At 43.4% G+C, this 24,394-nt stretch carries 16 protein-coding genes and 1 pseudogene; 3 read left to right on the forward strand and 14 right to left on the reverse strand.

All coding sequences use genetic code 11. The features are described 5' to 3' along the window. Positions 1-207 precede the first annotated feature (207 nt). Positions 208-2,343 (forward strand): S8 family peptidase, encoded by a 2,136-nt coding sequence (locus AADY36_RS14395; protein WP_342409115.1) that lies wholly within the window; start codon positions 208-210, stop codon positions 2,341-2,343. A gap of 88 nt (positions 2,344-2,431) precedes the next feature. Here AADY36_RS14395 and AADY36_RS14400 read toward each other — a convergent pair whose 3' ends face one another. The 5 genes from AADY36_RS14400 to prlC all read right to left on the reverse strand — a co-directional run bounded on the left by AADY36_RS14400 (position 2,432) and on the right by prlC (position 9,225). After that, on the reverse strand, positions 2,432-2,905 hold the full coding sequence (locus AADY36_RS14400) for a peroxiredoxin (protein WP_342409116.1): 474 nt from the start codon (positions 2,903-2,905) through the stop codon (positions 2,432-2,434). Positions 2,906-3,011: 106 nt separating this feature from the next. Then, positions 3,012-4,937 (reverse strand): methyl-accepting chemotaxis protein, encoded by a 1,926-nt coding sequence (locus tag AADY36_RS14405; RefSeq protein WP_055021394.1) that lies wholly within the window; start codon positions 4,935-4,937, stop codon positions 3,012-3,014. Between the two features lie 149 nt (positions 4,938-5,086). Next, positions 5,087-5,842 carry a class I SAM-dependent methyltransferase gene (locus AADY36_RS14410; protein ID WP_342409117.1) on the reverse strand — a complete coding sequence of 252 codons (756 nt, stop codon included), beginning with the start codon at positions 5,840-5,842 and terminating at the stop codon, positions 5,087-5,089. 43 nt (positions 5,843-5,885) lie between these two features. Next, entirely contained in the window at positions 5,886-7,064 is a 1,179-nt protein-coding gene (locus AADY36_RS14415; protein ID WP_054563364.1) for a response regulator, read from the reverse strand. Positions 7,065-7,173: 109 nt separating this feature from the next. Further along, complete coding sequence (prlC, locus tag AADY36_RS14420; RefSeq protein WP_342409118.1) at positions 7,174-9,225, reverse strand: oligopeptidase A; 2,052 nt, start codon at positions 9,223-9,225, stop codon at positions 7,174-7,176. Positions 9,226-9,376: 151 nt separating this feature from the next. Between prlC and gorA the strand changes: the two genes are divergently transcribed. Together gorA and AADY36_RS14430 are read left to right on the forward strand one after the other, a co-directional pair. Next, on the forward strand, positions 9,377-10,738 hold the full coding sequence (gene gorA / locus AADY36_RS14425; protein WP_054563362.1) for a glutathione-disulfide reductase: 1,362 nt from the start codon (positions 9,377-9,379) through the stop codon (positions 10,736-10,738). A 183-nt stretch (positions 10,739-10,921) separates the two neighbouring features. After that, positions 10,922-11,653 carry a glutaredoxin family protein gene (locus tag AADY36_RS14430; protein WP_054563361.1) on the forward strand — a complete coding sequence of 244 codons (732 nt, stop codon included), beginning with the start codon at positions 10,922-10,924 and terminating at the stop codon, positions 11,651-11,653. Positions 11,654-11,707: 54 nt separating this feature from the next. Here the strand turns inward: AADY36_RS14430 and tldD are convergent. The 9 genes and pseudogenes from tldD to AADY36_RS14475 all read right to left on the reverse strand — a co-directional run bounded on the left by tldD (position 11,708) and on the right by AADY36_RS14475 (position 24,380). Continuing rightward, positions 11,708-13,146, reverse strand: a pseudogene (gene tldD / locus AADY36_RS14435) (metalloprotease TldD). Further along, positions 13,143-13,973 carry a carbon-nitrogen hydrolase family protein gene (locus tag AADY36_RS14440; RefSeq protein ID WP_446728737.1) on the reverse strand — a complete coding sequence of 277 codons (831 nt, stop codon included), beginning with the start codon at positions 13,971-13,973 and terminating at the stop codon, positions 13,143-13,145. Before AADY36_RS14440 ends, tldD begins: the two are co-directional and overlap by 4 nt. Then, positions 13,963-17,820 (reverse strand): YhdP family protein, encoded by a 3,858-nt coding sequence (locus AADY36_RS14445; protein WP_342409119.1) that lies wholly within the window; start codon positions 17,818-17,820, stop codon positions 13,963-13,965. The genes AADY36_RS14440 and AADY36_RS14445 overlap by 11 nt, the downstream gene beginning before the upstream one ends. After that, complete coding sequence (gene rng / locus AADY36_RS14450) at positions 17,820-19,292, reverse strand: ribonuclease G (protein WP_054563357.1); 1,473 nt, start codon at positions 19,290-19,292, stop codon at positions 17,820-17,822. The genes AADY36_RS14445 and rng overlap by 1 nt, the downstream gene beginning before the upstream one ends. A gap of 1 nt (position 19,293) precedes the next feature. Then, positions 19,294-19,863, reverse strand: coding sequence for a Maf family protein (locus tag AADY36_RS14455; protein ID WP_054563356.1), 570 nt, complete (start codon positions 19,861-19,863; stop codon positions 19,294-19,296). After that, positions 19,863-20,342, reverse strand: a complete 480-nt coding sequence (mreD, locus tag AADY36_RS14460) for a rod shape-determining protein MreD (protein ID WP_054563355.1) — start codon at positions 20,340-20,342, stop codon at positions 19,863-19,865. The genes AADY36_RS14455 and mreD overlap by 1 nt, the downstream gene beginning before the upstream one ends. Further along, positions 20,335-21,177: a rod shape-determining protein MreC gene (gene mreC / locus AADY36_RS14465; RefSeq protein WP_054563354.1), complete on the reverse strand. Its 843-nt coding sequence runs from the start codon at positions 21,175-21,177 to the stop codon at positions 20,335-20,337. The genes mreD and mreC overlap by 8 nt, the downstream gene beginning before the upstream one ends. After that, positions 21,177-22,220 carry a rod shape-determining protein gene (locus AADY36_RS14470; RefSeq protein WP_054552787.1) on the reverse strand — a complete coding sequence of 348 codons (1,044 nt, stop codon included), beginning with the start codon at positions 22,218-22,220 and terminating at the stop codon, positions 21,177-21,179. Before AADY36_RS14470 ends, mreC begins: the two co-directional genes overlap by 1 nt. Positions 22,221-22,352: 132 nt before the next feature. Then, on the reverse strand, positions 22,353-24,380 hold the full coding sequence (locus tag AADY36_RS14475; protein WP_287204481.1) for an SUMF1/EgtB/PvdO family nonheme iron enzyme: 2,028 nt from the start codon (positions 24,378-24,380) through the stop codon (positions 22,353-22,355). Positions 24,381-24,394: the final 14 nt, after the last annotated feature.

Below are 24,394 nucleotides of genomic sequence, written 5' to 3' on the forward strand. Positions count from 1 at the left end.
TCAAAACCGTAAAATTATAACTTTATTATGAGAAATGCGTAGAAAAACACCATTAAAAGACTAGTTTAGACGTCTATACATTTAGTTATAACCAAAATAGAGATAACCATAATAAAACGATATTTTAACTAAATTTACATTTATTTTACCTTTGTCCCCCTTCGCGAAAAATATCGTGGAGATTTACATAACAATCTAGGGATCATTATGACAACTAACAACAACTTGAAGAAGTGCGCAATTGCACTGAGCTTGACTGCGTTGTTTGGGACGACGGCAGCAATGGCTAATCCAAACCAACTAATGTCACCATCTATGCAGGAAACTGCAGCGAAATTACAAGGCCAAGAAGGCTTTGGTACACAATTCATCATCAAGTATAAAAACAACAGTGATGAAATGATGACGATGTCGGCAGCAGAACAAACGCCGACTATGATGAACAAAAAAGCAAAAGGCTTTGTTAAAAACTTCACCAGCAAAAAAGGTAAAGTAAAAGCGCAATACGTTCGTGCAATGGCGATGAGTAATCACCACGTTATGCGTGCTGATAAAAAACTTTCAGCTCAAGAAGCACAAGAATTCATGCAAGAGATGGTTGCATCAGGTAACGTTGAATACATCGAAATCGACCAAATGTTAAAGCCATTTGCAACGCCTAACGACCCACGTTATGACGACCAATGGCACTACTACGAGCAAGCAGGTGGTCTTAACCTTCCTACTGCTTGGGATACAGCAACGGGTAGCGGTGTCGTTGTTGCGGTACTTGATACAGGTTACCGTCCTCATGTTGATTTAAATGCCAACATCCTTCAAGGCTATGACATGATCTCTAATGTGTCTGTAGCTAACGATGGTGGTGGTCGTGATAGCGATGCACGCGATCCAGGTGATGCAATCAGCGCTAACGAATGTGGTTACACACATGGTGCGCAAAACTCAAGCTGGCACGGTACGCACGTTGCGGGTACTGTTGCAGCAGTGACTAACAACGGTGAAGGTGTTGCCGGTGTTGCTTACAACTCAAAAGTTGTTCCTGTACGTGTACTTGGTAAATGTGGTGGTTTAACTTCTGATATCGCTGACGGTATTATCTGGGCTTCAGGTGGTTCAGTTTCTGGCGTACCAGCAAATGCTAACCCTGCTGATGTTATTAACATGAGTTTAGGTGGTAGCGGTTCATGTAGCTCTACAACACAAAACGCTATCAACCAAGCGCGTAACAACGGCTCTGTAATCGTAATTGCAGCGGGTAACGATAACGATAACTCTGCAAACTACAACCCAGGTAACTGTAATGGCGTTGTAAACGTTGCATCTGTTGGTCGTAACGGTGGTCGTGCTTACTACTCAAACTACGGTAGCAACATTGACGTTGCAGCACCGGGTGGCGCGCAAAGCTTTGCGAATGATTCTGAAGGTGTGTTATCAACACACAACTCAGGTTCTACAGGCCCAAGCAGCGATTCATATCACTACTCGCAAGGTACATCGATGGCAGCACCACATGTTGCGGGTGTAGCAGCGCTAATCAAGCAAGCTAAACCATCTGCAACGCCAGATGAAATCGAAAGCATCTTAAAATCAACAACTCGTTCTTTCCCAGCAACATGTACAAGCTGTGGTACAGGTATTGTTGATGCAGCAGCCGCTGTGGCAGCAGCATCAGGCACAACACCGCCACCACCAACAGGCAATGTGTTAGAAGATGGCCAAGCACTAACAGGTTTAAGTGGCTCTGCTAGCAGCCAAACTTTCTATACAATGGAAGTGCCAACAGGTGCAACTAACGTAACCTTCACAATGAGTGGCGGTACAGGTGATGCTGACCTTTACGTTCGTGCAGGTAGCGCACCAACAACGTCAACCTATGATTGTCGCCCGTATAAAGGCGGTAACAACGAAGTATGTTCTATCGATAACCCAACAGCAGGCACTTACCATGTAATGCTGAATGGTTACTCTGCATACTCAGGTGTTAGCCTTGTGGGTGATTTAACAACTTCTGGCGGTGGTTCAGGCTCAGGTTCACCACAAGCAGGTGGCGGCACAGTGACTGATATCTCTGCAAGTGCAGGTCAGTGGAAACACTACACACTAGAAGTACCTGCAGGTATGGCAAGCTTCACAGTAACAACGTCTGGTGGTTCAGGTGATGCTGACTTATTCGTTAAGTTTGGTAGCCAACCAACGTCATCTAGCTATGACTGTCGTCCGTATAAAAACGGTAACGCAGAAACATGTACATTCAGTAATCCACAAGCAGGTACGTGGCACTTAAGCTTAAATGCTTACCGTACTTTCTCTGGTGTAACATTGGATGCACAGTATCAACCTTAATAGTTGATCTCCCCAGTATCCCCCTGGGACTTTTCAGCCGGACTTACGTCCGGCTTTTTTGTACTTATATCAATAAAACGAATTGCTCTTAAAGCTTTTCAAGCACAGCTTCAGCGCGGCTTACTACAAACTCTTTGTCTTGTTCAACAAAAAGCCCTGTTACCGTTTGGTTTTCAACGATCATCGCATAACGCTTTGAACGGATTCCACCAAAACTCGCAGTGTCTTTATCTAGACCGAGTGCTTTAGTAAAGCTTGCATCACCATCAGCTAACATACGAATATGCTCAGCGTTATGAGCTTCACCCCATGCTTTCATTACAAATGCATCGTTCACCGATACGCAGTAAATTGCATCAACGCCTTTAGCGGTAATTTTATCGGCTAGCGTAATAAACTCAGGTAGGTGAGCGTTTGAACAGGTTGGCGTAAATGCACCAGGCACCGCAAATAGCACCACTTTTTTATCTGCAAATAATGCCTCTGTTGATAGGGTTTGCATACCCTCGCTAGTTAATTCGCTAAGGGTTGCAGCAGGTAAAGTTTGGCCTTGTTCGATCATCGTGATTCCTTGAAAGAAAATAAGAGTACAGAGTATATACCCAAAAAATTGAATACCGCATGATTTAAGGGCAAACAATGCAAACCATTGCTCGCCCCTTGAAGAGTTATAAACCTAAGCTGGTTTTAATGGTGTGCATTTGCTCTTGTAGGCGGTGCTGAATATCACTAACCAGTGAGTTTGACTCACTTACCTGCCCTTTCATGCTCTGCATTGATTGGCTAAAGTTTTCGAGTAAGGCATTTTGCTGTTTAGCAAGCTCCATAGCATCAAACGCTACCTTGTTAGCATCTTGCGCGTTATCGGCAACGCCTTCTGAATTACGTTTAAGCTCTTGAGCATTTTGTGTTTGCAGCTCGGCATCAGTAGCCAGTGCACTAATTTGCTCTGATACCATGGTTGAGTTTTCACTTAGGCGGTTTAGCTGATTGTTGATATCATCAAGCGAGCCTTGCGTTTGTCTGGCAAGCTTTCGTACTTCGTCAGCGACAACCGCAAAGCCTCGACCATGCTCACCTGCACGTGCCGACTCAATCGCCGCATTCAATGCCAGTAGATTTGTTTGCTCAGCAATGTTTTTGATCACCTCAATAACTTGGCCAACATCATCAACGCCTTTTAATAGCTCTTTTAAGCTAGCTAGACCTTGCTCAACGCGCTCTTCAGTGCGAGAGCTTGCGGTTAACATGCTGTCGGCAAAGCCTAAGCTTTGCTCCATCGCACCAAAGGTTTGTTTGGCGTTATCAGCAACTTGACCATTAATGTTATTGACCTGCTCACCAATGTGTTGAATATCAGTAAGTAAACCTTGGTTTTGTTCAACCTGAGAGTGGCTGGCATCCGTTTGCTGAGCAATGGTATGTAAGTGCTCGCTCATCTCTAGCATAAAGTCATTAATAACCTTAAGCATTTGTGCTCGCTCTTCTGCCTCACCACGCTGGCGTTCAATCAATTGATTAAAGTAATGAGCAATTTCACCAACTTCGGTTTTCGGGTTTTTACTCTCAATGTTTTTAAGCTCATTACTTTCAATCAAGAAGGCAAAGCCATCACGCAATTGGCGCAAAGGGTTAAGCACTTGGTTACGCTGTACGAAATACACACCCGCGGCTAAAACCACCAGCATGCCAATGGCTACACAAAACACGATAAACACTTGTTGCTTAAGCTCGCTTTGTTCATCTTTTAGTTTTTGCTCTGCACCAAGTACCGTTGCTGAAAGCGCGCCGATTTGTTTACGAAGTGCTTGCATGCCAGTTTGTCGTTGCTCAGCTTGCTCAAGTGTTGATGCTAAATCACGAGGGAAACGTTTAGGCCAGCTTGTTAACTCAGCTTTAATATCACCGGCTAAATCTTCTGCTTCTTCACCAAAAAATAAAGCGTCTTCATCCACTTCACTCATTACACCTAGGTTTTCGAGTCTGTCGATTTTAGTAGCAAGGGCATTTAAGTTTTCAACACTTTGATTAAGGCTGTTTTTAGTGTCTTGATCAAAGTTGATCACTAACTTGTAAGTATATAAAGCAAGTGATGTCACTTCGCTGTAGTAGTCAGCAGCAAGTTGATAATATTCAAGCGCAAGCGCTGTTTGCGGCTCGGCTTTACTTGCATAGCCAATTAATGATGAGGCAGAGCCTGCCATTTGTCTTAACGAGTTATCGAGCAGTGCCATTTCGTTACCCGATAGCTTACCTAAAGCGCGATACTTACCGTTAATGTCTTTATCGAGGGCTGTCAGTTGGCTATTTAGTTGACCCGCTAGATCATTTGGTAGCTCAGCTAAATGCTGCTTTTTAACATCGCTTATCAGCGTTGAGGCTTTATTTAAGTGTTGGCTGTCACCTTGCTCTAAATAATCATCAAGGTAACTTTTTAAATCAATAATGATGGTGTTTTTCAGCTTATTATAAGCGTTATCTTGCTGCTCTAAGCCGAGTAAGGTTTGACTAGCCCAGAACAGGGTGGCTGCCAGTAAGATACTGGCGAGTGTGAGTAAAACGGCCAATAGCCGAGTAAATGATGACACGCGCATAAACGATATTCCCAAGTAACGTTACGCGCGTAGAATATTAACCTTTTATGACAATTTGATGTAAACCATAAAAAATAACAGGTAAAGGCGATAGCAACTAACCCAAAAGAGTTAAATAAATACCAATTCGCTTAATATTGCGGATGGTATCAGACCATTGCAGCTTTTACGTATACATCAAAGCGGTTCTTCTTGGTTTTGATTTGCATACTCGGGGGTTTGTCATTTAGAAATGGGGCGTAGTCAGGGCGCTTTACAACGACTCGCTTACTAGCAAGCGGATAAGCAAATTCTAATAGATCATCGGCATCGCTATCTCCGCCAACAAGCTCTTGGAATACTCGCATTTCTTTTTTAACTAGGGCTGATTTTTCACGATGAGGAAACATAGGATCTAAGTACACAACATCAGGAGTATCACTACACTGCGCCAGTAAAGTATGGCTTGAGCCAAACACTAGGCTCATGTTTTCTTTCATCCAAGGGCCGATTTCTGCATCGTTATAGGCGCGTTCTAGGCCGTCAAATAATAACGCAGCAACTACAGGGTGGCGTTCATGCAAAATCACTTTACAGCCTAGTGATGCCAGTACAAAGCCATCGCGGCCAAGGCCTGCAGTGGCATCAAGCACCACTGGCGTGGCACCTTTGTTTAACCCTACAGCCTTAGCTATTGCCTGCCCTTTACCACCACCAAACTTGCGTCGATGAGCTGCAGCACCAGTTACAAAATCAACATGGATAGCACCAAGCTTAGGCTCGTCCTTTTTTTTCAAGCTCAAGCCTTGATCGTCATAATGAAGCGAAAAGCCAGCATTTTGCTCAGCCCACTTAGCCAAACAAAAACGTTGCTCAATCGCATCTAAATAAGGACGCATTTCTTTAAAAGGACAATGAATTACCACGCAAAACTCCGAGCTATATTATTCGCCGCCAGTATAGCATGGCTTAAAATAGCTCGATATCCGTTTGTGAGGTCACATCTTCGGTCTCACTCGGCTCAGCCATTTTTTGTAAGCTAGCTAAAAGCTCACTACGCGATTCGATAATGTGCTTTAGCTGAAACTTTATAAACGATAAGTCTTCATTGAGTGAGGTAAAAATCAGCTGAGTTTGCTTTAATTGCTGCAAGTGAAATGCGACTTCGTCGCTTCCCGATAAACCACTTTGCTCAATAGACTTATTTAGCTCATCAAGTTGGGCGGCAAATTTCTCTACAGCATGTTCGCGCGAATCACTGTTTTGGTACATTTGATCAGATAGCTCATTAAACGAGTTACCAATTTGCTGCGCCTGAGTCAGTGCCCGCTCATTGTTTTCCATATCTTGTACTTTGGCGTTAGTCACTTCAAGAATATGCGGGAATAGATCTTTATAACGGCCATAAAGCTGGGCATCATCTAGTGGCATGTTTTTGATCAGCATCGACACTTTAGGGTAATTAATAATAGTGCGATGGCTAAAATCAACAAAGCGATTTGCATCACGGTGTTTTTCGAGTAGCTCTTGCTCAAGTGGACACACCCCACCCTCAGCACTACAAAATACGCCAACATCTTGATACCAAAACGCCAGTACGACATCGAGCTCCATCGGATTAAAAAACTCAAACATATGCTCAGATAACGCTTTGATATCGTGTGCATGATAGCTTTGCCCAACGTAACGCATAATGCGACCCATATCACCTGAGTCTGTCATCGCGATTTCGGCAGTGATTTGCGCTCGCTCTACATCACTTTTAAGCTTTTTAGAGTGCTGACGATATTGATATAACACGCGAATACGTGCCATGAGCTCTTCAGCATTAAATGGTTTTACAATGTAGTCAGCAGCACCTGCGTTATAACCTTTTACACGGTCTGGTAGGTCAGCTTTACCCGATAAAAACATCACAGGCGTGTCTTTTGTTTGCGGGTTAGCTTTTAATTCGTTACATACCTCAAAGCCCGTTTTACCCGGCATTTCGATATCAAGTAAGATGATATCAGGGTTGTACTTTAACGCCTGTCTTAATCCTTCGTCGCCATTTTTAGCATGGATCAGTGTGCAAAAGCCCGATAGCGATTCCTCAATCACATGATGGATATATTTATCATCATCAATGGCTAATACAAGTTTTGACATGCTTAATTCCTATAAACTCTTTTTTAAGAAGGATAGTACGAGAGCGTGATTTTGCGAAGAAATATTAATAAAAAAAGCGCCTTACGGCGCTTTAGATCAACAAACTTTATTATGCAGCAATGCCGCTGTGCCTAAGTAGTGCATCAACTTGTGGTTCGCGTCCACGGAACTTTTTAAATAGCTCCATTGGCTCTTCACTGCCACCTTTTTCTAAAATGTTCTTTAAGAAAGCTTCGCCCGTTGCTGGGTTAAAGATGCCTTCTTCTTCAAATTTAGAAAACGCATCAGCCGAAAGTACTTCAGCCCACTTGTAAGAGTAATAACCTGCGCTGTAACCGCCCGCAAAAATGTGGCTAAAGCCATGCTGAAAGCGGTTAAATGCAGGCGCTTTAACAACGGCCGTTTTACTGCGCACATCATCAAGAGTTGCTTGAATGTTACATGGCTCACCCGCTTTGTAAGTATGGTGAATAGTAAAGTCAAACAGCGAGAACTCAAGCTGACGCAGCATTTGCATACCTGATTGAAAGTTCTTCGCAGCTAGGAGTTTATCTAATAACTCTTTTGGTAACGGCTCATCTGTTTCGTAATGGCCCGAAATAAAGCTCAGCGCTTCTTCTTCGTAGCACCAGTTTTCAAGGAACTGACTTGGTAACTCAACCGCATCCCATGCAACACCGTTAATACCTGCAACTGGCGCAGCATCAACTTGTGTCAACATATGGTGAATACCATGACCAAACTCATGGAATAAAGTAGTCACTTCGTTATGCGTAAACAAAGCAGGCTTATCACCCACAGCTTTATTAAAGTTACACACTAAGTACGCAACGGGGGTTTGTAATTCGCCGTTAGCACGTACTTTACGACCCATACAGTCATCCATCCACGCACCACCACGCTTGCGATCGCGAGCGTATAAATCTAGATAAAAACGACCACGTAAAGTATTGCTACTATCGTAAATTTCGAAAAAACGTACATCAGGGTGGTAAGTATCAAACTCTGTGACTTCTTTAACACTAATACCAAATAAACGATTAACTGTAGTGAATAAGCCACTTAAAACTTTATTGGCAGGGAAATATGGGCGCAGTACTTCATCAGAAATCGCGTACTTTTCTTGCTTAAGTTTTTCGCCGTAGTAAGCGTAGTCCCATGCAGCAAGTTCCGTCACACCGTGCTTGTCTTTTGCATAAGCTGTTAGCTCAGCAAGCTCTTGCTCAGCTTGCGGTTTAGACTTAGCCGCTAAATCTTCTAAGAATGAGAAAACTTGCTCAGGCGTTTCTGCCATTTTAGTTGCCAGTGACATGTCAGCGTAGCTGCTAAAGCCAAGTAACTCGGCAAGCTCATGACGCAGTGCAAGCTCTTCGCTCATAATGGCAGAGTTATCAAATTCACCGGCATTAGGGCCTTGATCAGAGGCACGGGTCACAAACGCAGTGTAAAACTCTTCACGTAACTCGCGGTTATCAGCATAAGTCATGATTGGTAAGTAAGATGGAAAATCTAACGTGAATACCCAGCCATCTAGCTCTTTGCTTTTAGCTGTATCTGCACCAAGGGCTAACGCAGACTCTGGTAAGCCAGCCAGTTCGCTTTCATCAGTAATATGCTTTTGCCAAGCGAGTGTGGCATCCATTACATTATTACCAAACTTAGAGGCCAGCTCAGATAAACGCGCACTGATTTCGCCATAACGCTTTTGTTGCTCAGGCTTTAAAGCAATACCTGAGAGCTCAAAATCGCGCAGTGCATTAGTAATGGTTTTTTGCTGGGCAATCGTTAGTGTTTTAAATTCGTCACTGTTGTGAAGCGCGTTGTAAGCATCGTACAAACCTTGATGCTGACCAACAAACGTTGAATACTCAGATAACAACGGCAAACATTGCTCATAGGCTTCACGTAGCTCGTCGTTATTAACGACAGAATTCATATGTGATACCGGTGAAAATAAGCGTGATAACTTGTCATCAGCTTCTTCAAGCGGAAGCACCAAATCATTCCATGTGTATGATTTAGTTGCCAGTACCTCATCTATTTTGGTACGACACTCAGCAATCGCCGCTTTTAATGCTGGCACTACGTGTGCTGGTTTAATTTTAGAAAACGGCGGAAGCCCTTCTAAACCAATGAGTGGGTTATTTTCTGCAATTGTCATTTTCGTTCTCAAATTTTATGCGAAGATGATTTTGAAGTTGGGGCGAATTGATGAAATACAAGGGGCTTAACCTTGGTCTTTATTATGCTATTATCAACTTATTACTAAATCGATTAATTAATAAAGAATTATCTATTTTTGAGGACAAACTATGGCTCAGCATTTTGATTACATTGCAATTGGTGGTGGTAGTGGCGGTATTGCCTCTGCAAACCGTGCAGCAATGCGTGGCGCAAAAGTCGCTCTTATTGAAGCAAAACACATGGGTGGCACCTGTGTAAACGTGGGTTGTGTTCCAAAGAAAGTAATGTGGCACGGCGCACAAATCGCTGAAGCAATTAACGCATATGCACCTGACTACGGCTTTGATGTTGAATTAAAAAGCTTCAGCTGGGCTAAATTAGTTGAAAGCCGCGAAGCTTACATTGGCCGTATTCACCAAGGTTACAACAAGTACTTATCTAGCAATGGTGTAACTGTAATCAATGGCTTTGCTAAGTTTGTTGATAACAAAACAGTTGAAGTAAACGGTGAGCTATACACAGCAGACCATATCCTTGTTGCTGTTGGTGGTCGCCCTACTATTCCTAACATCCCAGGCGCTGAGCTTGGTATTGATTCAAATGGCTTCTTTGAGCTAGACGCACAGCCTAAGCGTGTTGCTGTGGTTGGTGCTGGTTACATTGCCGTTGAAATCGCAGGTGTACTTCATAGCCTTGGTACAGAAACACACCTGTTTGTTCGTAAAAACAAACCACTACGTACTTTTGACCCATACATTGTTGATACGCTTGTCGATATTATGGCAAAAGAAGGCCCGACTCTTCACACTGAGTGCACACCAAAAGAAGTGGTTAAAGAAAGCGATGGTAGCTTAACAATTCACTTTGAAAATGGTCACAGCCAAAACGTTGATGAAGTTATTTGGGCAATTGGCCGTACACCTACAACTGACAAGATCAACCTTGCTGCGGCAGGTGTTGAAGTAACTGAAGGCGGTTACGTTAAAGTAGACGAATTCCAAAACACCACAGCTGAAAACGTATACGCAGTTGGCGATATCATCGAAAACGGTATTGAACTTACGCCAGTAGCCGTTAAAGCGGGTCGTACTCTATCAGAGCGTTTATTCAATAAAGAATTACCTGATGATTTAAAAATGGATTACGAGCTAGTACCTACAGTGGTATTCAGCCATCCACCAATCGGCACAATTGGTTTAACAGAGCAGCAAGCGATTGATCAATACGGCAGCGATAACGTTAAAGTATATAAATCAAGCTTTGCAGCAATGTACACAGCGGTTACTCAGCACCGTCAAGCATGTAACATGATGCTAGTGTGTGCTGGCGAAGACGAAAAAGTTGTTGGCTTACACGGTATTGGCTTTACCGTTGATGAAATGATCCAAGGCTTTGCTGTTGCAATGAAGATGGGCGCAACCAAAGCAGACTTTGATGCTGTTGTGGCAATTCACCCAACTGGCTCTGAAGAGTTTGTAACAATGAGATAAATTCGCGTTGCGAGTCAATTTTAGAACCTTGTGGTGCTGCCACAAGGTTTTTTTATGCTTAAAGCTGGCACAAACCTTGTAACTGTTAATAAAGTAACCAGTTATAGCAAGAATTTGTCCTTGTTTACTGTGTAATTAAGCAACTTTTACGCAGTACTCAAGGCATTTTTACAAGGAGGCACTGTGTCTAAGTCTGCAATTTTATATCGCATGGTGACCGATGAGCATATTTGCCCATTCGGTTTAAAATCAAAAGATTTATTAGAGCGTCATGGCTACGATGTTGATGATCGTCATTTAACCAGCCGTGAGCAAACTGACGAATTCAAACAGCAGCATGATGTAAAAACCACACCACAAACCTTTATCAATGATAAACGCATTGGTGGTTACGATGATTTGCGCGACTTTTTTAATCTGCCTGAGGCTGGCCAACAAGGCACCAGTTACACGCCTGTTTTAGCGATTTTTGCAATGGCCATGCTACTAAGCTGTGGTTTTACTTATGCCAGCGGTGAGACTTTATTTTCTATGCAGAACCTAATGCTGTTCGTTGCATTATCAATGGCGGTATTAGCGATACAAAAGCTGCAAGATTTATTCAGCTTTTCTAACTCATTTATTACCTATGACCTATTGGCCATGCGTGTCGTGCCCTACGCCTATGTTTATCCATTTATCGAGGCGTATGTAGCGATAGGTATGGTGGCTAAATTACCCGCCTTAGCTGTTGCACCCTTTTCATTATTTATTGGTGGTATAGGTGCGGTATCGGTTATTAAGGCTGTGTATATCGATAAACGAGAGCTGAAATGCGCCTGTGTTGGTGGCGACAGTAATGTGCCGCTCGGCTTTATCTCTCTGAGTGAAAACTTATTTATGATTGCCGCAGGTATATGGATGCTATTTAGCTAATACAAAAACGCGAGGGATGACCCTCGCGTTCATTTTAACTATTAGTGAGGATTATTAAGCCGTACCACCCACAGTTAGGTTATCAATTTTAAGGCTTGGCTGACCCACACCAACAGGTACGCTTTGGCCATCTTTACCACATACGCCAACGCCTTTATCAAGGGTAAGTCGTTACCTACCATCGAAATTTGCTGCATCACTTCTGGGCCATTGCCAATCAGTGTTGCACCTTTGATAGGTTGTGTGATTTTACCGTTTTCAATTAAGTAGGCTTCAGAGGCACTAAATACAAACTTACCTGACGTAATATCCACTTGGCCGCCACCAAAATTAGGCGCGAAGATACCTTTTTTTACCGAGCTGATGATATCAGCTTGGCTGTGCTCGCCACCTAACATATAGGTGTTGGTCATACGTGGCATAGGTAAATGAGCGTAGGATTCGCGGCGCGCATTACCAGTAGGGTTAACACCCATCAAACGGGCATTTAGCTTATCTTGCATGTAGCCCTTTAAAATACCGTTTTCAATAAGCACGTTATACGCAGCTGGTGTCCCTTCGTCATCCACGTTCAATGAACCACGGCGATCAGCAATGGTGCCATCATCCACGACTGTACACAGCTCAGATGCCACCTTTTCACCTACTTTACCGCTAAACGCTGATGCGCCTTTACGGTTAAAGTCACCTTCTAGACCATGGCCTACCGCTTCGTGTAGTAACACACCCGGCCAACCTGCACCTAGCACGACTTCCATGCTACCAGCAGGCGCATCGATTGCTTCTAGGTTTACTTTTGCTTGGCGAACAGCTTCTTCGGCGTATTCCATCCAACGCGGTTTGCCATCGACTAATTCTTTAAAATAGCCATAATCTAAACGCGCACCGCCCCCTGCACCACCGCGCTCACGGCGACCGTTCTTCTCAAGTAACACTGAGCAATTTAAGCGAATAAGCGGGCGAATATCGGTGGCAAAGGTGCCATCACTTGCAGCAATTAATACTTCTTCATAAACCGCCGACATTGAGCTGATCACTTGCTCAGCATCCGGTGCTAATTGACGAATATAGTTTTCAAGTTCGCGTAGCAGGCTTACTTTGTCATCGTTGCTCATGCTTTGAATTGGTTGATGCGGTGCATACTGCTCTTTAGCAGCAACATCACTGAATACTTGAATCGTTTTGTTTTCGCCTGCATTAGCAATGCTGCGCGCTGCCGTTGCTGCTTTGTTTAACGCTTCAAGGTTAATCGCATCTGAGTATGAAAAACCGGTTTTTTCACCGCTAACAGCACGCACACCCACACCACGTTCAACGTTGTATGAGCCTTCTTTCACTAAGCCATCTTCAAGCACCCAAGATTCGTGGTGGCTTGATTGAAAATACAGGTCGGCATAGTCAACTTGGTGCTGATGAATAAAAGCGAGCGTTTTTTCTAATTCTTCTCTCGTTAGTTGGCTGTCATGTAATAAATGCTGTTCAACCGTGTTCATAATAAATGCTCTCTAAATCGTTGCTGAGACTGCACAGGCATGTCTTGGCGAATTGTATTCAGGCGGTTTAAATCAAGCTCATGGCTGATAAACCCAGTACCAGAGGCAAGCTCACTGAGCGTCTCTCCCCATGGTGAAATAATAATGCTGTGGCCATAAGTGTGACGGCCATTCTCGTGCTCGCCCCACTGTGCTGCGGCAACCACATAGCATTGTGTTTCGATTGCCCGCGCAGCTAATAAAATATGCCAATGAGCAGCACCGGTGACTGTGGTAAAGGCACTGGGCACTAAAATAAGCTCAGCCCCTTGGCGCTGCATGGCGGTGAATAAGCCACTAAAACGTAGATCATAACATACTGCTAAGCCAATTTTACCAAATGGCGAGTCGACCACCACAATATCGTTGCCTGCTTGCGTCGCATCAGACTCTCGGTAACTGCGCGTAGTGTCGGCAACATCTACATCAAATAAGTGAATTTTATTGTACTGCGCAACCACATCGCCTTGGTTGTTAAATAAAAACGAGGCGGCTAAATACTTACCATTTTGCTGTGAAACAGGCAGGGTTCCAGCAGCTAACCAAATATCATGTTGCTTACATAAATCAGCAAGCTTCGCTTTATATGACTCACTTTGCAGACCTAATTCATAACTTGCTTGGCTTTGCTTACTAAAGATCAAAAAGCTTTCGGGTAAACACACTAGCAATGGTCGAGTTGCAGGTAACTGATTCAATGTCTCTGCTAAAAAAGCGAGGTTTTGCTCAGCATTCATGCTTGAGCACATTTGCACAGCAACAACCTGTGGTGGAGGATTAGCCTTCATTGTTATCTAAACTCGCTGAAGATGCGGCATCTTTTAATTTTAGTTGCGTCGACGACTGCGGCTGACTTTGCGCGGCTTGCGGTAACGTCACTTCACGGCTCTTACGATCTACTTCTTCAACGACAGGATCGTTCATACTACCTGTAACTTTAAAGTTGATCTCTGAGATCACCCGCGCCGAATGAATCACTTTATCGATTGCCAGCGCTGCAAGACCACTTACCGGGTTTACCATCCATGCCACAATCACTGGAATACTCGACGTCACCTGCGGCGCAACCGCTAGGTCGTAATCAATTTCAAAGGTGTTTAAGTTTGTATGGCCTTTAATCGTTAGATCGGCAGGCACACCATCAAGCTTGGTATCTTGAGTGTAAGCTATGCCCTTTTCTAGCTGCATGGTGCCTTGCATACTGTTATAGAAAAAGCCTTTCGAGAATACATCTCTAAAATCGAGTTTCAGCTTACGCACTAACGAATCTAAACTCAGTAAAGAGAATACTCGCGCACCACCATCACTGATTTCAGCAAGGTGCCCTTCACCTAAACGCCAATCTAATTCACCAGCTAAACTTGGTACATCAAAGCTATAAGGTGCGCCTTGCCATGCAAGATCAAACTTAATATTGGCATCTGAATCTTTTACTGTGGTGGTGATATCAAACTCATCAAATAACTCGCCAATATCGTCACTTTGTAAGTTACCACTAAAGCGTGTTTGCCCATCAGCAAATTGTCCTTTACCACGTAATACGTGGTCACCTTTGTCGATGACCAGCTCAGTAAACAAGAGTTTATCGTTCTCCCCAACTAAGCTGCTTTTAATTTTTTCAAGCTGATACTCAGCCACTTTACAATCTTCACAGTTAAACTCGATGGCTGGGACTCGGGTTAACCAGCTTAAATCTTCTGGTTCTGAGTCTTGCTCTGTTTGTTCTGTGGCTTCGTTAAAATTAATACGCAGGTAGTCAGTAAAAATTTGAATTGGTCTGCGCGTTTCACCGGTTGGAATATGCGCGTCGGCACGTAATTCTTTGGCATTTAGCTTTAGCTCTAAATCTGATTGCTTTGGTGCTAAGCGAAATTCAAAATCATTAAAGTCGATATTGTGTAGTGCTAGTTTGTTAAATTTACCCGTTACGTTATTGAACGCAGGCATCACACTTGGCGCATCAGACTTAACTTTGGTAAGCGCAATAATTTGATCAATTAAGCCAAACCAAGGCACTATTTCGGTTTTTGGTAAATCGATAGATACCGCAAAACCTTCACGATTAAGCCCTAAATCTTGCGCACCTAAAATTAAATGGGCATTACTAAATTTCTTTTCACCGTTATCTAAGATCGCATTAAAGAATAACTGCTCATCAACATTAGCGGTGATCAAGTTCGAAATACGGTCGCCCTGTACCACTGCGGTTAATGGCCATTTCTGCTCTGCGCTTTTGCTATAAGGTGCAGGTAGCTGGCTAGTCACACCGATTAAATTACCACTGACATCGGCGCGGTAATTAAAGTCATTCGGTAAAAAGTTAAGCGACACATTAATATCTACATCACTTTGGCCGCTTAAGTAACCGGCCAATAAACCATGAGCTTGTTCAATTAAAGGCTCAGCTTCAAGGCCCAGCTTTACCGCAATTTCGGCGCGATAGGTATCAGCCACATTTTCACTGTTGTAGTTGGCTGTAAGTGGCATGCCCATCCAATCTGCTTTGGCATTTTTTAAGTCGATTTTATCGTTATTAAACTTAACAATACCGGTCATGTGGTTGAGCGTGATCCCAGGCTGTGCAAGGTAAACCGGAATATTAGCTAATTCAACTTCACCAATCGCATCAACATGACCCGAACGTAAATTTACTAACAGCTCAATATCGGCCGTCGCTTCGCCTTGCGGTTGCACAACTTCAAAAACACTCGCCAAAGGCTTAGCAAGCGGAGTTGCTGTAAAGAACGGGTTAAGCTTGTCACCATGAGCACGTTTATTAATGGCAACTTTTAGGATATCTGCATTCATTAAATCAGCAATACTGACATGAACACTCTCCCCCAAAGCGAGGTTAACCAGCTTGCCCGACTTACTATAGATATCCATGCGCTCATTTTCGAAATGTAAAATGACGTTGGCATCTTCAACTTCTGGCCAGCTTGGTGAAAACTTATATTTAGCGTTTTCAACATTCGCTAACACTTCAAATTGACCTTGCTGCTCTTTAAACGGGAACCCTTTAAATGGCCCCGAGAACAGCACTTGAGCTTTATTAACTTCACCGCCCTTAATTGCGCCATTAAGGTAATTAACCAGCTTTTCGCTCATTACAGGTAACGGGAAATAATGCCCAGCGACTTTGGCATCAGGGGCATAGGCTTCAGCATATAAATCTAACCGCGGTTCATCGGTCAGGCTGAGCATCATCTCTGCAGCCACAGTCACTTCGTCGTTATCTAGCCAGATATTATCGCTACTAATGCGCCAGCCATCATCGTAATGGTGAAGGTCTAGTTCTACATTTAATTGATTGTAGGCAATATCTTGGCTAAAGCTGCCGTTTGTTAGCAGTTGATTGTTCTCGCCATATAGCTGAATTCGCCCAGCTGATTGATTAATTAAGCCATCAACACGAATCGCCTGACCGCCAGGAATGCCCTGCAGTGACAGCCAATTGATTTGTTCGCCATGAAACCAAAGTTGCCAGTTATCCTGCTGACCCAACTCAAGATAGGCATCACTTAACTGACCATTGGGTTGACGGGCTAAAAACGGGGCAAGTACTTCAAAGTTACTTAACTGTGATAACTTTGCCAGTAATGCAAAATCAAATTGCTTTAACCAAATTTGGCTTTTATCGCCAAGTTGAGCTTCAAACTGTAAGGTTGGCCATTGTTTTAAGTCACTTTCAAAGGTGAGCCCGGTGCTTTTTAAGCGCCAGCCATTTTGCTTAGGAAATAAATGAAAACCACCTTCGCTTAAACTGATTTGGTGTGCTTCTTGGTTTTGTTGCCAATTGATAAAGCTCGGTAGCCACTGCACTTTTACATCGCTGATCAGGCCTTTTTCAAGACTAAACCAGGTTTGTAAATTGATGTCTGAAGTAAGCTGCTGCTTGTCAGTATTAATATATTGCGCCAGCCACTTAGATACATCAACGTTCGCTGCTTGCACATAGATATCGCCAGCCATGGTTTCGAGGGTCGAACCATTCAGCGCCATGCGGGCGTCAAAACTACCAACAGAAATTCCCGGTAAGGCTAACGTGCCTGAGCCTTGATGTTGCTCTGGGGTATTTTGCCAGACAATATTTTCGAGGATCAGCTTGCGCTCTTTACCATCATTGAGGGTAAAATTAAGGCTACTGTCTTGCACCGCAAAGTGACCAGTTTCACCAAGGAATAAGCCTTCGATTAGTTCTTTTTGCTCAAAGTTGCTGGTTTGCTGGTTATTCCCCAAATCAAGCATAGTGGGTAAATCAACATCAGCATGAAAACCATTGATCACAAAATAGTTCGATTTAAGCTGACGGGTTTTTACTGACTCCCATAAGTTAACTTCAAGGCTCGCTTTATCAATGGTGAGTGCAATCGGTGAGGTTTGGTTATCTTCAAAAGAAATATCTTCGATGACTAAGGCTGGACCTTGGCCATGCCAACTTGCTGAGATTGAGCCAATCGCTAAATTTACATCAAAGCGTTCATACAAAAACGCTTCAATGTCATCTTTATAATCATTTGCGTATGGCAGTGAATACTTTACCACAGAGACAATAACGGCCAGCAGTACGAGAGTAATAGCAAATACTTGCCATAACTTACGTAAACAATAAAAGCAGACCGTTTTTGCCTTCATTACATCATTACCACATCAAACTGTTCTTGGTTATATAAACTCTCTGTTTGAATACTGACTTGCTTACCGATAAATAGTTCCAGCTCAGCAAGGTTGTGATACTCATCGTTGATCAATGCTTCGCTTACCGAAGGAGCTGCGTAAACCATAAACTTATCAGCTGCATAAGCACGGTTTACCCTAACGATTTCACGCAAGATTTCGTAGCAAACCGTTTCTACTGTTTTTTGCGAGCCGCGCCCTGAACACGCAGGACACACATCACAAAGAATGTGCTCTAAGCTTTCGCGGGTCCGTTTGCGGGTCATCTCTACTAAGCCTAGTGCAGATAAGCCGTTTATGTTGGCTTTTGCACGATCTTTTGCAAGCGCAGACTCAAGTGAATGCAAGACTCGGCGTTTGTGCTCATCACTAACCATATCGATAAAGTCGATGATAATGATGCCGCCTAAATTACGTAAACGTAGCTGACGAGCAATTGCTGAGGTCGCTTCGATATTAGTATTAAAAATGGTCTCTTCGAGGTTACGATGGCCAACAAACGCGCCGGTATTTACATCAACGGTTGTCATCGCTTCGGTTTGGTCGATAATTAAATAACCTCCCGATTTAAGCTCAACTTTACGATGTAGCGCTTTTTGGATCTCGGTTTCAACATCGAATAAATCGAAAATAGGTCGCTCACCCGGGTAGTATTCTAATGCTCCCGATAACAGCGGCACAAATTCTTCTGTAAATTCTTTAAGCTCTTGATAGGTTAGTTTTGAGTCAACACGAATACGCTCCATGTCTTCACCTACGTAGTCACGTAGAGTTCGAAACGCCAGTGTTAAGTCTTCATGCAAGATGCTTTCTTTACTGGTTTTTTTGCGCTTAGTGACGATTTTTTGCCACAGTTTTTTTAAGAATTCCGCATCGTGACGTAGCTCAGCTTCCGACGCCCCTTCTGCTGCGGTACGAACAATAAAGCTGCCGTCATCATCACCATATTCGGCAACAATTTTCTTTAAACGCGAACGTTCTTCTTCGGTTTCAATGCGCTGGCTTACACCTACGTGTGTTGCATCTGGCATAAACACTAAATAACGAGAAGGAATAGTGATATCAGTTGTTAAGCGCGCGCCCTTGGTTCCTAGCGGGTCTTTAACCACTTGCACCATGATATGTTGGCCTTGGCGCACAAGCTCACGAATATCTTGTACTTTTTTGATTGGCTGCTCATCAACGCCTTCTACAATTGAGGCACTGTTTACAATGTCTGATGCATGTAAAAAGGCGGCTTTCTCTAAGCCAATATCGACAAACGCAGCCTGCATACCCGGTAATACACGGCTGATTTTACCTAAGTAAATATTGCCCACAATCCCAAGGTTGCCAATACGCTCTAGTTGGATTTCTTGCAGTACGCCATTTTCGATAAGCGCAACGCGACTTTCGCTCGGTGTAACGTTGATCAGTAATTCGGTGCTCATGTTACCCTCTTAAAAATTCGTTTAATAACTGCTCTGTCTCATATAAAGGTAAGCCGACAACCGCAAAATAGCTACCCGAAAGGTGACTAACAAAGCGGCCACCTAAGCCTTGAATGCCATAACCACCGGCTTTATCTTGCGGCTCACCACTATGCCAATAAGCATCAATTTCAGCATCGCTGAGCGGTTTAAATGTAACATCGGTGACAACAAGGCAGCTTTTTACTTGCTCACTATCAGCAATTGCCACAGCCGTCATCACTTGATGGGTACGGCCAGATAAGCGCTTCATGGTAGCGGTAAAATCAGCTTGGTCTAGCGGCTTACCAAGTGCGGTATCATCAATGACAACCACGGTATCGCTGCCAAGTACTGGGCGGTCAGTGTAACCCATAGCAACGCCCGATTGCGCCTTGAGTCTGGCAAGACGCTCTACATAGTCGCGCGGGGCTTCGTTTGGGAATTGGCTTTCATCTGCATCAACGCTAAATTGAGAAAACTCAACGCCAAGTTGGCTGAGCAACTCTTTTCGGCGCGGTGATGCAGACGCCAAATAAATTGCGGTTTGCATTATCTAATCCTGAAATGACGGCGATATTTACGCAAAATTAAGAATATCCACCACCAACAAAGCATGCCGGTTAGTACTGGCCACATATAATGCGGGCTAAAATAAACGCCCATTAAAAAGTGGTTAAGCCAAAATTGCATGAGGTGGTAAAGCGTTAAAAACAAAGCAATTAAAATGCTTTGCTGCCATAAAGAAAAGTTTCTAATTTTTTGGAAATTACTAGCTGTGATAAATATACACACCGAGTAAGTCAGTGAGTTCACACCAAGTGGCGAGCCTGATGCAAGGTCTATTAATAAACCAACCACCCAAGCTGTGCCAATATTTAAACGGTGTGGCACCGCTAACGACCAATACATTAATACCATTAACACCCAGTCTGGGCGGTATGGTTCAAACGAAATTGGTAACGGCATTAATGCCATTACCAATGCAAAGAAGATACTGATAGCAATCAGCAAAAAGTGACGACTATTCATTGCTGATGCTCTCCTGCTGATTACGCCACAGCACAACCAATAAGCGAATACGGTCAAGTTGCGCAATTGGCTCAGCATAAACCTGCGCAAAAGGACGCCCTTCATCACGGTTAATTTCGGTCACCACTGCAACCGGATATCCCTCTGGGAAAGTGCCACCAAGGCCTGACGTAACCAAGATATCGCCAATGCGAACATCAAGGCTATGCGGTACATGCGAAAGTTTTACCACGTTGATTTTGCCAATACCCTCAACCACGGTACGCACATCGTTACGTAAAATACGTACAGGTGTAGCATGAGTTGTATCTGTCATCAACAGTACACGCGAGGTAGTTGAACCCACTTGAGTGATTTGCCCTACTACCCCCATTTCGTCAATCACAGCTTGGCCTTCGCTTAAGCCATCCGTTGTACCACGGTTAATAACCACTTGGTGGCTATACGGGTTTGAATGAACAGAGAGAACTTGTGCAATAATCTTACGGTTTGATTGCTTAGCCGATGAACCGAGTAAAGCGCGTAACTTATCGTTTTCACGAGATAAAAATGACAGTTGTTGTAGTTGTTCGCTTTGTAGTAACTGCTTCTTTTTAAGTGCTTCGTTTTCGGTTAAAAGCTGTTCGCGGGTATGAAGGTTCTTTGCGCCAATACTAAATAACTCATAGGGCAAGTTGGCAAGGTAAATAAGTGGGCTAACTAAAGTGTTTAGGCTGGTGCGGATTGTTGTACCACCTTGAGTGTAGCGATCGCCCACGATCAGCACGACACTCAAAAGCACTGCGACAAAAAGTCGCAGTTGCAAAGAGATGGTACGACCAAAAAGTAACTTCATTAGTCGTAGCTAAATACGTCACCACCGTGCATATCAATCATTTCTAGTGCCTTACCGCCGCCACGTGCAACACAGGTTAATGGATCATCAGCAACCACAACTGGAATACCGGTTTCTTCCATTAATAAACGGTCTAGGTCTTTTAATAATGCACCACCACCGGTTAATACCATACCGTGTGCAGAGATATCAGACGCAAGCTCTGGTGGAGATTGCTCTAATGCAACCATTACCGCGCTCACAATACCCATTAATGGCTCTTGCAGTGCTTCTAAGATTTCGTGTGAGTTAAGCGTGAATGAACGCGGTACACCTTCAGCAAGGTTACGACCACGTACTTCAATTTCAATTGGCTCGTCTGTTTTGAAAGCAGAACCGATTTGGTGCTTGATGTTTTCAGCTGTCGCTTCACCAATTAAGCTACCGAAGTTACGACGTACATAGTTGATGATAGCTTCATCAAATTTGTCACCACCAATGCGTACAGATGAAGAGTAAACCACACCATTTAATGAAATAATGGCAACTTCAGTTGTACCACCACCGATATCAACAACCATTGAACCGGTTGCTTCAGACACTGGTAAGCCAGCACCGATAGCCGCAGCCATTGGCTCTTCGATTAGATATACTTCACGAGCACCAGCACCCATAGCAGACTCACGAATAGCACGTTTTTCTACTTGCGTTGCACCACAAGGCACACAAATAAGAACACGTGGGCTTGGGCGCATAAAGTTGTTGTTATGCACTTGCTTGATGAAGTGTTGCAGCATTTTTTCAGTAACGTAGAAATCAGCAATAACGCCGTCTTTCATTGGACGAATTGCTTTAATGTTACCCGGAGTACGACCTAACATTTGCTTAGCTTCAGTACCTACAGATGCAACACTCTTAGGGCCACCAGCACGCTCTTGACGAATAGCAACAACTGAAGGCTCGTTTAATACGATACCTTCTTCTTTTACATAAATTAGGGTATTGGCTGTACCCAAGTCGATCGATAGATCGTTTGAAAAAATACCACGGAGTTTTTTAAACATGAGGCTGGATGACCTTTGAAAATTCGTTCTTATACTAGCTGCTCTCACTCTATCATGCTAATCATGAAAAAGCGCAACTGCTTTAATTAAAATGCTAAAAAAGGAAGCATCCATTGCTTCCTTTTTAAATTCTTATCGTTCGCGTACTAAACGGAAACCGATATAGTTTGCACGAAAATCTGGCGCTAAGATTAAGCGCGTTGATACGCGTGCTAGGCTAGGAGCAAAATTCCATGCACCGCCTCGAACAGCCACATCAGACTGTCCTGACTTTTTGTTTGTCCATTCCCACACATTACCTACTGTATCGTATAGGCCAAATGCGTTAGGAGAAAACGACCCTGTTGGCGCTGCGCTCTTGTTTGACCATTCGCTACCACACCAGCCACAGTTCGCTAAATTTTTACCAATTTCGTTACCCCAAGGGTATTCAGTTTCTGTACCTGCACGTGCAGCGTATTCCCACTCAACCTCGTTTGGTAAACGAAATAGCTGACCTGTTTGACCCGACAACCAATCTGCATATGCTTTGGCATCGTTATAAGTTAAACAAACCGCCGGAAAATCACTTTCTTGATCAAAGCCTGGGTTGCGCCAGTTTAAGGTTGCTTCCCACACTGGTTCGCCATTTAAGTAATACGCACAGCCGCGATCTTTTTCTGCTTCTGTTTTATAGCCGGTATTCGCAACGAATTGCTCATACTCGCCAACGCTTACTTCTTTGCTTTGCATTGCAAATGAGTTAGCAATGGTTTTTTCTACCACTGGGCGCTCATTCGCTAAACCATTGCCGTTAATGTCACCCATCTTAAATTTACCAGCAGGAATAACTACAATGCTGGCAGAACTGGTTTTATTAACAATACTTGCAACAGGTGCTGTTACTGGTTGCTCTGGTGCAGCAGTCACTTCAGCAACAACAGGCTCTGGCACTTTAACTAGGTTTGCATTAATGGTTTGTGCTTTACGCAGATCAATTCGCGCTTTATAGCTTTTGTAGCCACGTTTGCGAATTTCAATATCATGAAAACCTTTTGGTAATGATGTCGTTAACCTAGTTGCACCATAGCTAACACCATCAATAAACACTTCGTCGTCATAAACATTTGAACGCAGTGTTAATTCAACCATTTTAGATTTTTTTAGATCAGGTAATGGTTCAACCTTTATTGGCTTTTTTACAGAATAATCGCTTACTGGTTGCTCACTCATACGTGAAACCGATACCACCTGCCCATTATCCTGAGAGTCACTGAATGTTAACTGACTATCTGAATAGGTAGTGCCGTAGCTTGGCTGAAAGTTACCAGCCAGTGGCGTGCCATAGTCAGCACAAAAACGATTATCTAAGTTAAGTAAGCTACATAAACGGCTGCTGTTTACATCACCGCGCATCGTCACACTTAGGTTAACGTTGTAGTTACCTTGACCACTGAACGCGCTGTTCACGACATGGCTACTTAAAATCTTAACTTGTGCACCAGCAAGGTTACGTTTTGGCTCAACTAAACGTTCTTCAGTTAAGTTAGCAAAAATCTGGTCTACAAAACGTTTAGTGGCTTTTTGTAAGCCCATTTGTTGGCCACGTTGTTCACAGGCAGCAAGTGTTTCGGTGCGCTTACAGTTAATCGTGTGATTAACCTCTAATGTGCCTTCACGCGTGAATTCATTACGTAAACGCTCAACACGTGCCGTTGCTAACTGCTCTTTTAAACTTTCTAAGGTGTTTAACTGGGTGTGCTTTGATACACGAATTTGCTCAATGTCTTTTCTATGTGAAGCAATTGCCGCCAATTGCATCGAAATATCATCTTTGTTTTGTTTGTGATCAACCACAGCTTTTTGATAGCGCGACTGCGCATTGCTGATATCAAGAGTTGGGTCATCAATAAGTCGGCGGTACATCTCGTTCATTGCATCTAGCGCTTGGTTTTTTTCTTTATCTAGCTCAGTTGAGCGGGCGCGCAATAATTCGAGTTGTTTTTGTAACTGACTTTCTTCTTTTAGGTGTTTTTCGAGGATTAAGGTCGAGTTATCGTATTCGGCTTGTTTTTTACTGATCTCTGATTCAATGCCAGTTACCGTAGCAGTATCTTGTGCAAATGCACTAGTTGCTAGCAAACTAACTGAAATTAACAGAGATAAAGGAGCAATTCGCATATATTCCATTCCCA

This window comes from Pseudoalteromonas sp. D15MCD-2, assembly GCF_038562745.1.
GTDB lineage: Bacteria > Pseudomonadota > Gammaproteobacteria > Enterobacterales > Alteromonadaceae > Pseudoalteromonas.

What these genes read in the sequence shown, in the direction of transcription:
- AADY36_RS14395 (WP_342409115.1), top strand. Translation starts at nt 208, where the DNA reads ATGACAACTAACAACAACTTGAAGAAGTGCGCAATTGCACTGAGCTTG.
- AADY36_RS14400 (WP_342409116.1), bottom strand. Translation starts at nt 2,905, where the DNA reads ATGATCGAACAAGGCCAAACTTTACCTGCTGCAACCCTTAGCGAATTA.
- AADY36_RS14405 (WP_055021394.1), bottom strand. Translation starts at nt 4,937, where the DNA reads ATGCGCGTGTCATCATTTACTCGGCTATTGGCCGTTTTACTCACACTC.
- AADY36_RS14415 (WP_054563364.1), bottom strand. Translation starts at nt 7,064, where the DNA reads ATGTCAAAACTTGTATTAGCCATTGATGATGATAAATATATCCATCAT.
- prlC (WP_342409118.1), bottom strand. Translation starts at nt 9,225, where the DNA reads ATGACAATTGCAGAAAATAACCCACTCATTGGTTTAGAAGGGCTTCCG.
- gorA (WP_054563362.1), top strand. Translation starts at nt 9,377, where the DNA reads ATGGCTCAGCATTTTGATTACATTGCAATTGGTGGTGGTAGTGGCGGT.
- AADY36_RS14440 (WP_446728737.1), bottom strand. Translation starts at nt 13,973, where the DNA reads ATGAAGGCTAATCCTCCACCACAGGTTGTTGCTGTGCAAATGTGCTCA.
- AADY36_RS14445 (WP_342409119.1), bottom strand. Translation starts at nt 17,820, where the DNA reads ATGAAGGCAAAAACGGTCTGCTTTTATTGTTTACGTAAGTTATGGCAA.
- rng (WP_054563357.1), bottom strand. Translation starts at nt 19,292, where the DNA reads ATGAGCACCGAATTACTGATCAACGTTACACCGAGCGAAAGTCGCGTT.
- AADY36_RS14455 (WP_054563356.1), bottom strand. Translation starts at nt 19,863, where the DNA reads ATGCAAACCGCAATTTATTTGGCGTCTGCATCACCGCGCCGAAAAGAG.
- mreD (WP_054563355.1), bottom strand. Translation starts at nt 20,342, where the DNA reads ATGAATAGTCGTCACTTTTTGCTGATTGCTATCAGTATCTTCTTTGCA.
- mreC (WP_054563354.1), bottom strand. Translation starts at nt 21,177, where the DNA reads ATGAAGTTACTTTTTGGTCGTACCATCTCTTTGCAACTGCGACTTTTT.
- AADY36_RS14470 (WP_054552787.1), bottom strand. Translation starts at nt 22,220, where the DNA reads ATGTTTAAAAAACTCCGTGGTATTTTTTCAAACGATCTATCGATCGAC.
- AADY36_RS14475 (WP_287204481.1), bottom strand. Translation starts at nt 24,380, where the DNA reads ATGCGAATTGCTCCTTTATCTCTGTTAATTTCAGTTAGTTTGCTAGCA.